Here is a 13,756-nt window from a genome sequence, read left to right as displayed (position 1 = left end):
GATCAAAAGATCGCAGCCTTCGGCAGCTCCTACAGGGGGGCGTCACTCGGCTGAGGGGGTGATACGGCAACTTTTGCGGTGGCGGATCTGCTCGTCGGTCGGGCGTTCCCGGACGAATTCGAAGCGCGGCTCACCCTCGCTGTAATGCACCAGCCAGCCCCATTCCAGCTCGCTTTCATCCTGCCCGGGATTGGGTGGACGGGCCCACCACGGTTCTTTGCTGAGGATCTCGCGCATGACGGCCTCCGGTTAATGGCAATCCTTGAACTATAGCCAGCTGTCACGAGACGTCCGGTCAGGCTGTGTAGAATCAGGCCGATCATGATCAACAAGGGAGCAGGGCGATGACCGATGACGCGCGCAGGGATGAACCGTTCAAACGGCTGTTTTTTGCCCTCGATTGCCCGCCAGCGCAGCGCAAGGCCATTGCGCAATGGCGCGCGGAGTTGGGCTTGAGAACCGGTAAACCGGTGCCAGCGGACAATTTTCATCTGACGCTGTTGTTTCTCGGGGCGGTGCCTTTGGCGCAAATCAATGAGGTCTGCGAAGCCGCTGGTAACGTGCGCACATCGGGTGAACCGCTGAAGATTGCACTGGATCGCCTGCAGGTCTGGCATCGCGCCGGGGTGCTGTCGCTCGCACCCGAGCAGGCACCGCCGGCGTTGTTGCGCCTGGTCTACGCGCTGGAACAGGCAATGTTGCCGTTCGGCTTTGAAGAAACACCGCGTGAGTTTCGCCCGCATCTGACTCTGGCGCGGGACTACCGCGCGCCGGAACCGGAATCCGCTACGCTGCCGGAGTTCTTCCTGCGGGCCGAGCGCTTTGCCTTGTTCGAATCACACAAGGGGCGCTATCGAGTCCTGCAAGACTGGCCGCTGATTTGAGGCACAAAAAAAGGCGCCCGAGGGCGCCTGAAATTCACCTGAACCGAGGAAGCCAGGTGAGGCCGTTCATTGCAGGGTGCAGCGGTGGTAAGGCGCTGCGTGAACGGGAATTTTTTCAGCACTGCATTGCTTTACTGTGGGAGCGAGCCTGCTCGCGAAGGCGTCGGCAGATCCAACATTTCCATCGCCTGTCCTACCGCTTTCGCGAGCAGGCTCGCTCCCACATTTTTGATCTCCGGTGTTTTTACTTACCGAGTTTCACCCGGGTCCAGCCACGGGTCATGATTCGCTGCGTGGCAATCGGCTGATCCGGCACCGCATACAGCGTCGCCATCACCGCTTGCGACGGGTACGAGCCCGGGTCGTTGCGGATCGCTTCGTCCACCAGTGGCGTGGCCGCCGCGTTGGCGTTGCTGTAGCCGTTGCTGTTGGTGATCTCGGCGATGATGTCCGGGCGCATCAGGAAGTCCATGAACAGGTAGGCGTTCTCGACGTTCGCCGCATCGCGCGGGATGGCGACCATGTCGTAGAAGCTGCCGGCGCCTTCCTTGGGAATGCTGTAGTCGATTACCACGTTGTTGCCTGATTCCACCGCGCGGGCCTTGGCCTGCAGCACGTCGCCGGAGTAACCGACCGCTACGCAGATGTTGCCGTTGGCCAGATCGGAGATGTATTTCGAGGAGTGGAAGTACGCCACGTTCGGGCGGATCTTCATGAACAGCGCCTCGGCTTCCTTGATGTGCGCGGTGTCCTTATCGTTCACCGGATAGCCCAGGTAGTGCAGGGCGGCCGGGATCATTTCGGTCGGCGAGTCGAGGAAACTGATGCCGCAGGCTTTCAGCTTTTCAGCGTTTTCCGGCTTGAACAGCAAGTCCCAGGAGTTGGTCGGGGCGTTGGCGCCGAGCACTTCCTTGACCTTGGCCGGGTTGAAACCGATGCCGATCGAACCCCACATGTACGGAAACGCGTGGGCGTTGTCCGGATCACTGGCGGCGGCGTTTTTCAGCAGCACCGGGTTGAGATTCTTCCAGTTCGGCAGCTTCGATTTGTCCAGGGTCTGATAGACGCCGGCCTTGATCTGCTTGGCCAGGAAACTGTTCGACGGCACGACCAGGTCGTAACCGGATTTGCCCGCGAGCAAACGTGCCTCAAGGGTTTCGTTGCTGTCGAAGACGTCATAGGTCACGCGGATGCCGGTCTCGTCTTCGAACTTTTTGACGGTATCCGGCGCGATGTAATCGGACCAGTTGTAAACACGCAGCACCTTGTCGTTGGCCTGGGCGCCCATGACCATCGCGCCCATTAAGGACAGTGTCAGCAGAGTCCTGCCAAACATTTTCATCGGTACAACTCCATTCTTCTTATTCAAAAACACAACACACAACCTGATGTACACACATCTCTGTGGCGAGGGAGCTTGCTCCCGCTTGAGCGCGCAGCGCTCACAAGCTTTTGGGTCTGCTGCGCAGCCCAGCGGGAGCAAGCTCCCTCGCCACAAGAGCAATCTTGCATTAAGCAGTCGCTGCGGATTGCTGAGGTTGCCACGACTCATTCGCCGTCTGATCCATCGCTTCCTGAATCGCACGCTTGCGGTTGGCTTCTGCCTTGCGGCCGAAGTACCAGACGAGGAAGGTCACCAGCGACACCGCCAACAGAATCAGACTGGCCACGGCGTTGATCTCAGGCTTCACCCCCAGACGCACCGCCGAGAACACTTCCATCGGCAGCGTCGTCGAGCCCGGTCCGGAAACGAAGCTCGCCAACACCAGGTCATCCAGCGACAAGGCAAACGACATCATGCCGCCCGCCGCCAGTGACGGCGCGATCATTGGAATGGTGATCAGGAAAAACACCTTGAACGGCTTCGCGCCGAGATCCATCGCCGCTTCTTCGATCGACAGGTCCAGTTCGCGCAGGCGGGCGGAGACTACCACCGCCACATAGGCGGCACAAAACGTGGTGTGGGCGATCCAGATGGTGACGATGCCACGCTCCTGCGGCCAGCCGATCAACTGCGCCATGGCCACAAACAGCAGCAACAGCGACAGACCAGTGATCACCTCAGGCATCACCAACGGCGCAGTCACCAGACCACCAAACAACGTGCGGCCCTTGAAGCGCGTGACGCGAGTCAGCACGAAAGCGGCGAGGGTGCCAAGTGCAACAGCGGCAATCGCGGTGTAGCAGGCGATTTCCAGCGAGCGCACCACCGAGCCCATCAGCTGCGTGTTGTCGAGCAAACCGACGTACCACTTCACCGACCAGCCGCCCCACACCGTCACCAGTTTCGAGGCGTTGAACGAGTAGATCACCAGAATCAGCATCGGCAGATAAATGAACATCAGGCCGAAGATCAACATGAACTTGGAAAAACCGAAGCGTTTCATCCCCGTGCCTCCATCTCTTTGGCCTGGCTGCGGTTGAACAGCAGAATCGGCACAATCAGGATCAACAGCATCACCACCGCCAGCGCAGACGCCACCGGCCAGTCGCGGTTATTGAAGAACTCTTGCCACAGCACGCGACCGATCATCAGCGTCTCCGGGCCACCCAGCAGTTCCGGAATCACGAACTCACCGACCACCGGAATGAACACCAGCATGCAGCCGGCGATAATGCCGTTTTTGGCCAGCGGTACGGTGATTTTCCAGAAGTTGTTGAAGTTGCTCGAACCCAGATCCTGCGCGGCTTCCAGCAGGCTGCCGTCGTGCTTGACGAGGTTGGCGTACAGCGGCAACACCATGAACGGCAAGTACGCGTAAACCACGCCGATGTACACGGCCGTGTTGGTGTTGAGGATCTCGATCGGGTGATCGGTCAGCCCCGTCCACATCAGAAACCCGTTCAGCAGACCGTTGTTGCTGAGGATGCCCATCCACGCATAAACGCGGATCAGGATCGCCGTCCAGGTCGGCATCATGATCAACAGCAGCAGGACGTTTTGCGTTTCCTTGCCGGTCTTGGTGATGGCGTAGGCCATCGGGAAGCCGATCAGCAGGCACATCATCGTGCTCAGCGCCGCGACCTTGAGCGAACCGAGGTAGGCCGACAGGTACAACTCGTCTTCGCCGAGCATGGTGTAGTTGCCGATGTTGAGCATCAGCTGGAATTTCTGTTCGGCGTAGGTGTAGATCTCCGAGTACGGCGGGATCGACAGCGCAGCTTCCGAGAAGCTGATCTTCATCACCAGGAAGAACGGCAGCATGAAGAACAGGAACAGCCAGATGAACGGAATGCCGATCACCAGTTTTCGCCCGCTGGGCACCAGGCGCAGGAATTGCTGATTGAAGGTTCTCATGAGCGCAGTACCACGCCGCTGTCGTCTTCCCACCACACGTAGACCTTGTCGTCCCAGGTCGGCCGCGCGCCACGGCGTTCGGCGTTGGCCATGAACGACTGGACGATTTTGCCGCCGGGCAATTCGACGTAGAACACCGAGTGACCGCCGAGGTAGGCGATGTCATGCACTTTGCCTTCGGACCAGTTGTAGCGGAACTCAGGTTGAGTGGTGCTGACGAGCATTTTTTCCGGACGGATCGCGTAGGTGACCGACTTGTCCTGCACCGAAGTGCTGACGCCGTGACCGACGTAAATCTTCTGCTGCAAGTCCGGGCTGTGGATGATCGCGTGACCTTCAAGGTCTTCCACCACGGTGCCGTCGAAGGCGTTCACGTTGCCGATGAATTCGCAGACCATGCGGCTGACCGGTGCTTCATAGATGTCGACCGGGCTGCCGATTTGCGCGATCCAGCCCAGGTGCATGATCGCGATGCGCTCGGCCATGGTCATGGCTTCTTCCTGGTCGTGGGTCACCATCACGCAGGTCACACCGACGCGCTCGATGATCTGCACCAGCTCAAGCTGCATCTGCGAACGCAGCTTTTTATCCAGCGCACCCATCGGCTCGTCGAGCAGCAACAGCTTCGGACGCTTGGCCAGCGAGCGGGCGAGGGCGACGCGCTGACGCTGACCGCCGGACAACTGGTGCGGGCGGCGTTTGGCGTATTGGGTCATGTGCACCAGACGCAGCATTTCATCGACACGGGCATCGATTTCGCTGGCCGGCAAACGGTCCTGCTTGAGGCCGAAAGCGATGTTCTGCGCGACGGTCATGTGTGGGAACAGCGCGTAGGACTGGAACATCATGTTGATCGGCCGCTCGTACGGCGGCATGTCGGTGATGTCCACGCCGTCGAGCAGAATCCGCCCTTCGGTCGGGCGCTCGAAACCGGCGAGCATGCGCAGCAGGGTCGATTTGCCCGAACCGGAGCCACCGAGCAGGGCGAAGATTTCGCCCTGATGGATCTCCAGGGACACGTCGTCCACTGCCACGGTTTCGTCGAACTTCTTGGTGACACGGTCGACTTTCACCAGAACCTTTTTCGGTTGCTGATGACCTTCAAGTGCCTTCCTGTAAGTGCTGGAGGCGTTTGCCATGTGAAACTCCCAACAGGTTTCGTTCGCCTGGCCAATGTGGCCTGGCTTAAGTGGATTGCAAGCCTGGAAAAACAATTCCCGTCATCACACGGTCCCTGTAGGAGCTGCCGAAGGCTGCGATCTTTGGATCTTGATCTTTAACAACAAAGTCAAAAGATCGCAGCCTTCGGCAGCTCCTACAGGGGACTGCGTCTGTGGCAGGTTGCTCCGGCTTGTTCGGCGCCGCCGTCCTGGCTGCCTGGGTCGTACTTGTTGTTATTACGGGTGTTGTTGTTCACGGAGGACGGATGTGCGCAGGCACACCCGACCTCCGAGGGGGCAGTCAATCGTTACGTATTCTTGGGTTGAGTCAGCGTTTGTTGCGCCGCGCCGCCCGTTGCCGGCAAGCCTCGCCGAATGCCTGGAAAATCTTCAGGTAGTTCGGGTTGTCCAGTACTTGCCATTCCGGGTGCCATTGCACGCCGAGGGCGAAGGTCGGGCTGTGCTCGACCGAGACCGCCTCGATCAAGCCGTCCGGTGCCACCGCTTCGGCACGCAGGCCGGGCGCGAGGCGATCGATACCCTGGCTGTGAATCGAGTTGACCTGAAACTCGCCGGGCAGCTCCAGCGCTTCGAACACGCCGCCAGCGAGCACGGTTACCGCGTGCGCCGGTGCGTATTGCACGGCGACATCCGGGCTGTCGGCTTCACGGTGATCAAGCATGCCCGGCAGCTCATGCACCTTCTGATGCAGGCTGCCGCCGAACGCCACGTTCATCTCCTGGAAGCCACGGCAAATGCCGAGCACCGGAACGCCCGCCGCGATGGCTGCACGTAATAAAGGAAGGGTGGTGGCATCCCGCGCCGGATCGTGATCCGTGCCGGGAGCGCTGGCCGGGCCTTGATAGTGGAAAGGCTCCACGTTCGAGGGCGAGCCGGTCAGCAGCAGACCGTCGAGTTGACCGAGCAGGTCTTCGATTTCAGTCAGATTGCCAAGGGAAGGAATGACCACGGGTAACCCTTCAGCGCCAACGCTGACAGCACGTACGTACTTGTCGCCGCTGATGTGATAGGGGTGCAGGCCAATCTGTTTGACGCACGCAGTAACGCCGATCAATGGCTTGAATGCCATTTTTATTCACCTCGAAGTTTGACACTTGAACGAGCTTTTCCGGAGCTTAGCCTCGTTGATTTTAATTAACAACTGCCATGTAAAAAATTCTAAACGCCGTTCATCATTTCTTCATGATTCTCGGGGTTGTCACGCCTGTATTGGCACATAGATGTTAAAAAAAGCCCGAAAAATAAACCCTGAGCGGCCATCTGTTCGCTATTGACTTCACTTTGCCGTTCGGGTTGACTGGCTGCGTGAAAGGGCAGTGAACATAATAATTAACAGCTAAATAGGTGCATCATGTCGGTCCCTCTGCGTACCGTTCAACTCAACGAAGCAAACGCATTCCTTAAGAAATATCCTGAGGTTTTGTACGTCGACCTTCTGATTGCGGATATGAACGGTGTGGTGCGCGGCAAGCGCATCGAACGCACCAGTCTTCATAAGGTTTACGAGAAAGGCATCAATCTGCCGGCCTCGCTTTTCGCCCTCGACATCAATGGTTCCACGGTGGAAAGCACCGGCCTGGGTCTGGACATCGGCGACGCTGACCGCATCTGCTACCCGATCCCTGGCACCCTGAGCATCGAGCCGTGGCAGAAGCGCCCAACCGCACAACTCTTGATGACCATGCACGAACTGGAAGGCCAGCCGTTCTTCGCTGACCCGCGTGAAGTGCTGGCTAACGTCGTACGCAAATTCGACGAGATGGGTCTGACCATCTGCGCGGCGTTTGAACTCGAGTTCTATCTGATCGATCAAGACAACGTGAACGGCCGTCCGCAGTCGCCACGTTCGCCGGTGTCCGGCAAGCGTCCGGTGTCGACTCAGGTGTACCTGATCGATGACCTCGACGAGTACGTCGATTGCCTGCAAGACATCCTCGAAGGCGCGAAAGAGCAGGGCATCCCGGCTGACGCCATCGTCAAGGAAAGCGCCCCGGCGCAGTTCGAAGTCAACCTGCATCACGTCTCCGACCCAATCAAGGCGTGCGACTACGCGGTCCTGCTCAAGCGTCTGGTGAAGAACATCGCCTATGACCACGAGATGGACACCACCTTCATGGCCAAGCCGTATCCGGGTCAGGCGGGCAACGGTCTGCACGTGCACATTTCGATCCTGGACAAAGAGGGCAACAACATCTTCGCCAGCGAGGATCCCGAGCAGAACGCCGCGCTGCGACACGCGATCGGCGGTGTGCTGGAGACCCTGCCTGCGCAAATGGCCTTCCTCTGCCCGAACGTCAACTCGTACCGCCGCTTCGGCGCGCAGTTCTACGTACCGAACTCGCCGAGCTGGGGCATCGACAACCGCACCGTTGCGGTCCGTGTGCCAACCGGTTCGGCCGACGCCGTACGTATCGAGCATCGCGTCGCCGGTGCCGACGCCAACCCGTACCTGCTGATGGCTTCGGTGCTGGCCGGTATTCACCACGGTCTGACCCATCAGATCGAACCGGGCGCCCCGGTGGAAGGCAACAGCTACGAGCAGAACGAACAGAGCCTGCCGAACAACCTGCGCGACGCACTGCGCGAGCTGGACGACAGCGAAGTCATGGCCCGCTACATCGACCCGATGTACATCGACGTGTTTGTCGCGTGCAAGGAAAGCGAGCTGGCCGAGTTCGAGAACTCGATCTCTGACCTTGAGTACAACTGGTATCTGCATACGGTCTAAAGACCTGCTGTGCGACACCTGCGGTGACTGATCCGCCACCTTTACCCTGTAGGAGCTGCCGAAGGCTGCGATCTTTTGATCTTGATCTTGAAAAACAAAGTCAAAAGATCGTCCGATCGCGGCCCGAGCCTTCGGCAGCTCCTACAGGGGATCGGGTTACCAAATTTTGATTAGTGGGCGATCGCCCGCCACTCCCAATTCCCCCTTGTCGAGCCACAACAATGACAACGACCCGCAACGACTGGGAACAACGCTTCCAGTCCCTGACCATCGAAGCCCGCGCGTTCATCAACGGTGAATACCGCCCGGCCATCAGTGGCGATACGTTCGAATGCCTGAGCCCCGTCGACGGCCGTTTCCTCGCCTCCGTGGCCAGCACCGATGAAGCCGACGCCAACCTCGCCGTTGAAGTCGCGCGCCAGTCTTTCGAATCCGGCATCTGGGCGAAAAAAGCCCCCGCCGAGCGCAAGCGTATCCTGATCCGCTTCGCCGATCTGATCCTGCAACACCAGGAAGAACTGGCGCTGCTGGAAACCCTCGACATGGGTAAACCGATCAGCGATTCGATGAGCATCGACATCCCGGCGACCGCCAACGCGATCCGCTGGAGCGCCGAAGCGATCGACAAGATCTACGACGAAGTTGCCGCCACGCCGCACGATCAACTCGGCCTCGTGACTCGCGAGCCATCCGGCGTGGTCGCGGCGATCGTGCCGTGGAATTTCCCGCTGATCATGGCCAGCTGGAAATTCGCTCCAGCACTGGCGGCGGGCAACTCGTTCATCCTTAAACCGTCGGAAAAGTCGCCACTGACGGCGATCCGTATTGCGCAACTGGCGCTGGATGCCGGTATTCCGAAAGGCGTGTTCAACGTCCTGCCGGGCTTCGGCCACACCGTCGGCAAGGCGCTGGCGTTGCACATGGACGTCGACGTGCTGGCCTTCACCGGCTCCACGGCGATTGCCAAACAGCTGATGATTTACGCCGGCCAAAGCAACATGAAACGCGTCTGGCTCGAAGCCGGGGGCAAGAGCCCGAACGTGGTGTTTGCCGACGCACCGGATTTGCGCGCGGCAGCACAAGCAGCGGCCGGCGCTATTGCCTTCAATCAGGGTGAAGTCTGCACCGCCGGTTCGCGTCTGCTGGTCGAGCGCTCGATTCGCGAGCAGTTCATTCCGCTGCTGGTGGAAGCACTGCAGGCGTGGAAACCGGGTCACGCACTGGATCCGGCTACCACGGTCGGTGCCGTGGTCGATCAGCGTCAACTCGACAACGTGCTGCGCTATATCAGCATCGGTCGTGAGCAGGGCGCCGAGCTGATTGCCGGCGGCCAACGCACCCTCGAAGAAACCGGTGGCCTCTATGTGCAACCAGCGATCTTCGACGGCGTGACCAACGCCATGACCATCGCCAGGGAAGAAATCTTCGGCCCGGTGCTGTCGCTGATCACCTTCGACACCGCTGAAGAAGCGCTGCAGATCGCCAACGACAGCATCTTCGGCCTCGCCGCCGGCGTCTGGACCAGCAACCTCAGCAAAGCGCACACCTTCGCCCGTGGTCTGCGTGCCGGCAGCGTCTGGGTCAACCAGTACGACGGCGGCGACATGACCGCACCGTTCGGTGGATTCAAACAGTCGGGCAACGGTCGCGACAAATCGCTGCACGCGTTCGACAAGTACACCGAGCTGAAAGCGACCTGGATCAAGCTCTGATTTTCTACAGCGGTGGTCGCCTTCAATGGGCGACCCTCGGAGAACAATAAAATGAAACAGCAACACGTAAACAGCTACTACGCCGCCACCCGCAACGAAGTCATCGACTTTCCGGTTCTGGAAGAATCGGTCGAGTGCGACGTCTGCATCATTGGCGCCGGCTACACCGGCCTGTCCTCGGCGCTGTTCCTGACTGAAGCCGGCTACAAAGTGGCGGTGCTCGAAGCGGCCAAAGTCGGCTACGGCGCCAGCGGTCGCAACGGCGGTCAACTGGTCAACTCCTACAGCCGCGACGTCGATGTGATCGAAGAACGCTACGGCGACAAGACCGCAGAAATCCTCGGCAGCATGATCTTCGAAGGCGCCGACATCATCCGTTCGCGCATCAAGGATTACGACATCAAATGCGACTACCGCCCGGGCGGCATCTTCGCAGCGATGAACAAGAAACAACTCAACGGTCTGGCTGAGCAAAAACGCAGCTGGGAGCGTTACGGCAACCGCAATCTGAAGATGCTCGACGCAGCCGACATTCGTCGCGAAGTCGGCTCCGACGCTTACGTCGGTGGTCTGCTCGACATGCAGGGCGGTCACGTTCATCCGCTGAACCTGGCGCTGGGTGAAGCAGCTGCGATAACGCGTCTGGGCGGCAAGATCTACGAGCAGTCAGCTGCCGTGGAAATCAAATACGGCGAGCCGAACGTCGTGCGCACCGCCAAAGGCCAGGTTCGCGCCAAGTACTTGTTGATCGCCGGCAACGCCTACCTGCCGCAAGGTCTGGACAATCGCGTGACCGCGAAGAGCATGCCATGCGGCTCGCAGATCGTCGTCACCGAACCGTTGACCGAGAAGCAGGCGCGCAGCCTGATCACCAATAATTACTGCGTCGAAGACTGCAATTACCTGCTGGATTACTACCGCCTGACTGCCGACAACCGTCTGCTCTACGGCGGCGGCGTGGTCTACGGCGCGCGTGAACCGGACGACATCGAACAACTGATCCGCCCGAAGATCCTCAAGACCTTCCCGCAGCTCAAAGACGTCAAGATCGACTACCGCTGGACCGGCAACTTCCTGCTGACCATGTCACGCATGCCGCAATTCGGCCGCATCGAGAAAAACGCCTACTACATGCAAGGCTACAGCGGCCACGGCGTTACCTGCTCGCACCTGGCCGGCAAATTGATCTCGGAAATGATCCGTGGCGATGCCGAGCGTTTCGACGCCTTCGCGTCCTTGCCGCACATGCCAATGCTAGGCGGCCGCACCTTCTCGGCGCCGCTAACCGCCCTTGGCGCCGTCTACTACTCGCTGCGCGACCGCTTCGGCATCTAAGTTACCTCCCCGGCGGCGGCCCCCAAGACCCCGCCGGTTTTTTACCTGACACACCGAAGCTCCAACTGTAGGCCTTCGCCTGCTCGCGATGAGGCCAGCCCAGTCATCCTCCCTCCCACAGAAACACCTGGAACCCTGTGGGAGTCTGGCTTGCCAGCGATGACGGCCTGACAACCGCCACTAAGTCAACTGACAAAAAAGAGATCCAACTGTGGGAGCGAGCCTGCTCGCGAGGAGGCCATGTCAGCCACCATCCCCGTCGTCTGACACACCGCTTTCGCGAGCAGGCTCGCTCCCACAGTGCCTGCATTACCAAGGCAAGAAGGACTTTTACCTCACCGTCCATCGAACCTGCTGAGCAACACCGGCAAACGTGATTTAATAGCCGCCTTTCACGGTTCCGGGACACGGGAGCAACGTGATCCGCGCCCCGGCGCGGCACCCGCCACCCACCCCCATTACCCTTAAGTACTACTCACATAAGGCTGTCATGGATACGGGTTCTCGACTCAAACTAGTACGCGAAAGCTACAAACTCTCCCAGCGCGAGCTGGCCCGGCGTAGCGGCGTGACCAATGCCACCATCTCCCTGATCGAACAGAATCGCGTCAGCCCCTCCGTCAGCTCCCTGAAAAAGCTGCTCGAAGGCATCCCGATGTCCCTGGCCGACTTCTTCACCTTCGACCAACCGCCGCGCGAACACCAATACGTGTTCCGCGCCAACGAACAACCCGACCTCGGCCGCCACGGCCTGCGCCTGCTGCTGATCGGCGCCTCCGTCCCAAGCCGCCAGATGCGCTTGCTGCGCGAGCAATACGCACCGGGCGCGAGCTCCGGGGAAGAGCCGATTGTTCACTCGGAAGGTGAGGAGTGTGGGTTGGTGACGCGGGGAACTGTTGAGTTGACCGTGGATGGCTCGGTGAGTGTTTTGAATGCGGGGGATGGGTATTACTTTCCTACCACGCTGCCGCATAAGTTCCGCAATATTGGGGCAGATGAGGCTGAGATTATTAGTGCGAATACGCCGGCTAACTTCTGATTGATGCTTTAGGTAAAAACCATACGCTGTAAGTAAATCCGACGCCTTGTTGAAGGACGTCGGGTTTTTTTTGAGTCGAGGAAAGGTTTGTAGGTTTGATGGTTTTCATTTGTAGGGAAACTCTGAATTGATGCGTGATGATGCAAGGTTTATGACGTTATGACTTTTTGGGCATGTTTACATTGATTTTGATATTTGTGCGCTTCTTTCTTGGTTGATCAGGGCTTTGTTTTTTTTGAACTCAATTAGTTGTTTTAATGGTTTGATGCGGGTGGCGTCGTGAAGTTGAGTATTCGATTTCTGTGTCAGGTTGTCCTTCTGTTCTTTTTAACTGTCGCATTTGGTTTTATTTTTACGTTGGTTCTAATAAATTTTTTGAGTCAGATTTTACCGCTGGAAGGACTGGTCAGGGAATTTACTGAGGGCTTCATGCTTCTGGTTTATCTGTATGTAAGTTTCTTCTACTGCTTTCCCGATCAGGTAGCTGAGTTGCGAGGTCGGTATGCCGGGTCTAGACGCTATCCTGCCTGGGTAAGGCATTTCATCGCTGGCAGTTGCGCACTTATATTTGAAGAGGTCGCTTATTACTTTATTAGCGATACTTGGAGCTTGTCAGAAGTACTGTATAGGTTGCTGAGTTTTTCGGTGTTCTTCGCTTTTTACGGATATTTTATGTCCGGGAAAGAATTTAAAGGTGGGCGGTGATTTTTGTTTTTGGTTTGTTGTGTGGCTTCGTTGTCAATGTTTCTAATAGTGATGCCGTCAATCAAGGCCTCAAAAGCGAGCGATACTTTCCCCATTCCGCATAAGTTCCGGAATATCGGGGCGGATGAGGCTGAGATTATTAGTGCGAATACGCCGGCTAACTTCTGATCGCTGTTTAAATTAGGCGCGCGTTGTGAATAAATCCGACACCTTTTACTGGGTTTCGTATTTTTTTGCGTGGATGAAATGTTTGTAGGGTGCAGGGTTTTGATTTGTAGGAAGTTTCTGAATGGGTGCGTGATGAGGCGAGGTTAAGGATGTTATGGCTCTTCGGGCATGTTTACATTCGTGGTGGTTGATCGTAAGCCGTTTTTGATTGTCCGTAGAGCTTGATTTTTGGGTGTTATAGCTATGTGAGGGAGCGGGCTGTGCAATTAAATGATCTTCGGTGTTTATCTCGTGTTTATTGTCTAGTTCTTGCTTCTTCACTATTTTGGAGTGTGATGGTCTTAAACTGTATTGGTCAGTTTATAAAGCTTGAGGGAGATCTGGTTTGGGTAGTGTTTTTTGTTGTTTTTGCTCTATTTGCTTTGCATGGTTTTATTTTTTCTGTTCCATCGCTTCGCAATATATTCGATGGAAAAGTGATTGAAGAAAAGCACTATAATTTACGGTGGGTGTTAATTGAAATAGTCTTTTTATCTGGAATATTGGCCATTGCTTTTGTTCCTTTTATGATGGGATTTGATTTTTTTAATGGTGTTTCGTACTGGGTAGTAGCGTCTTTTCTGTTTGTTTCTTTTCTTGGGTCGTTTTGCTATTTAAGCTTTTTTCAGCGTTCGTTTCGCTCTCGCCGTTGACGGGCTGGTTTTGT

The 13,756-nt window shown here is 57.4% G+C and carries 13 protein-coding genes and 1 pseudogene; 8 read left to right on the top strand and 6 right to left on the bottom strand.

Annotated features, from left to right (window positions below; all coding sequences use genetic code 11):
- Positions 1 to 42: 42 nt before the first annotated feature.
- Positions 43 to 237 carry a PIN domain-containing protein gene (locus BK670_RS14570; protein ID WP_123450549.1) on the bottom strand — a complete coding sequence of 65 codons (195 nt, stop codon included), beginning with the start codon at positions 235 to 237 and terminating at the stop codon, positions 43 to 45.
- Positions 238 to 344: 107 nt separating this feature from the next.
- Between BK670_RS14570 and thpR the strand changes: the two genes are divergently transcribed.
- A complete protein-coding gene (gene thpR / locus BK670_RS14565) occupies positions 345 to 884 on the top strand; it encodes an RNA 2',3'-cyclic phosphodiesterase (protein WP_123450547.1) in 540 nt (179 codons plus the stop codon).
- A 244-nt stretch (positions 885 to 1,128) separates the two neighbouring features.
- Here the strand turns inward: thpR and BK670_RS14555 are convergent, their stop codons facing one another.
- The 5 genes from BK670_RS14555 to BK670_RS14535 form a co-directional block, all read right to left on the bottom strand.
- Positions 1,129 to 2,226, bottom strand: coding sequence for a polyamine ABC transporter substrate-binding protein (locus tag BK670_RS14555; RefSeq protein ID WP_034155530.1), 1,098 nt, complete (start codon positions 2,224 to 2,226; stop codon positions 1,129 to 1,131).
- Positions 2,227 to 2,395: 169 nt separating this feature from the next.
- On the bottom strand, positions 2,396 to 3,271 hold the full coding sequence (locus tag BK670_RS14550) for an ABC transporter permease subunit (RefSeq protein ID WP_038365610.1): 876 nt from the start codon (positions 3,269 to 3,271) through the stop codon (positions 2,396 to 2,398).
- The gene (locus BK670_RS14545) at positions 3,268 to 4,182 is read right to left on the bottom strand and encodes an ABC transporter permease subunit (RefSeq protein WP_123450543.1); all 915 of its coding nucleotides are present in this window, start codon (positions 4,180 to 4,182) and stop codon (positions 3,268 to 3,270) included. Before BK670_RS14545 ends, BK670_RS14550 begins: the two co-directional genes overlap by 4 nt.
- The gene (locus BK670_RS14540; protein ID WP_007919249.1) at positions 4,179 to 5,321 is read right to left on the bottom strand and encodes an ABC transporter ATP-binding protein; all 1,143 of its coding nucleotides are present in this window, start codon (positions 5,319 to 5,321) and stop codon (positions 4,179 to 4,181) included. The genes BK670_RS14545 and BK670_RS14540 overlap by 4 nt, the downstream gene beginning before the upstream one ends.
- A gap of 349 nt (positions 5,322 to 5,670) precedes the next feature.
- A complete protein-coding gene (locus tag BK670_RS14535; protein ID WP_123450541.1) occupies positions 5,671 to 6,432 on the bottom strand; it encodes a gamma-glutamyl-gamma-aminobutyrate hydrolase family protein in 762 nt (253 codons plus the stop codon).
- Positions 6,433 to 6,714: 282 nt separating this feature from the next.
- On the opposite strand from BK670_RS14535, the gene BK670_RS14530 reads away from it, so the two are divergent.
- From BK670_RS14530 to BK670_RS29505, 7 genes and pseudogenes are all read left to right on the top strand, one after another.
- Positions 6,715 to 8,091, top strand: coding sequence for a glutamine synthetase family protein (locus tag BK670_RS14530; protein ID WP_123450539.1), 1,377 nt, complete (start codon positions 6,715 to 6,717; stop codon positions 8,089 to 8,091).
- A gap of 221 nt (positions 8,092 to 8,312) precedes the next feature.
- Positions 8,313 to 9,803: an aldehyde dehydrogenase gene (locus tag BK670_RS14525; RefSeq protein WP_123450537.1), complete on the top strand. Its 1,491-nt coding sequence runs from the start codon at positions 8,313 to 8,315 to the stop codon at positions 9,801 to 9,803.
- A 51-nt stretch (positions 9,804 to 9,854) separates the two neighbouring features.
- Positions 9,855 to 11,138: an NAD(P)/FAD-dependent oxidoreductase gene (locus BK670_RS14520; protein ID WP_123450535.1), complete on the top strand. Its 1,284-nt coding sequence runs from the start codon at positions 9,855 to 9,857 to the stop codon at positions 11,136 to 11,138.
- Between the two features lie 490 nt (positions 11,139 to 11,628).
- Positions 11,629 to 12,177, top strand: a complete 549-nt coding sequence (locus tag BK670_RS14515; protein ID WP_042558757.1) for a cupin domain-containing protein — start codon at positions 11,629 to 11,631, stop codon at positions 12,175 to 12,177.
- 279 nt (positions 12,178 to 12,456) lie between these two features.
- Positions 12,457 to 12,882 (top strand): hypothetical protein, encoded by a 426-nt coding sequence (locus BK670_RS14510; protein ID WP_123450533.1) that lies wholly within the window; start codon positions 12,457 to 12,459, stop codon positions 12,880 to 12,882.
- A gap of 93 nt (positions 12,883 to 12,975) precedes the next feature.
- Positions 12,976 to 13,050, top strand: a pseudogene (locus BK670_RS14505) (XRE family transcriptional regulator); the annotation flags it as partial.
- 260 nt (positions 13,051 to 13,310) lie between these two features.
- Positions 13,311 to 13,742, top strand: coding sequence for a hypothetical protein (locus tag BK670_RS29505; RefSeq protein ID WP_148047030.1), 432 nt, complete (start codon positions 13,311 to 13,313; stop codon positions 13,740 to 13,742).
- Positions 13,743 to 13,756: the final 14 nt, after the last annotated feature.

This window comes from Pseudomonas fluorescens (assembly GCF_003732425.1).
GTDB classification, from domain to species: Bacteria; Pseudomonadota; Gammaproteobacteria; order Pseudomonadales; family Pseudomonadaceae; genus Aquipseudomonas; species Aquipseudomonas fluorescens_BE.
The sequence above is the reverse complement of the archived record's forward strand: the minus strand, read 5'-3'. Positions and strand labels throughout refer to the sequence as shown.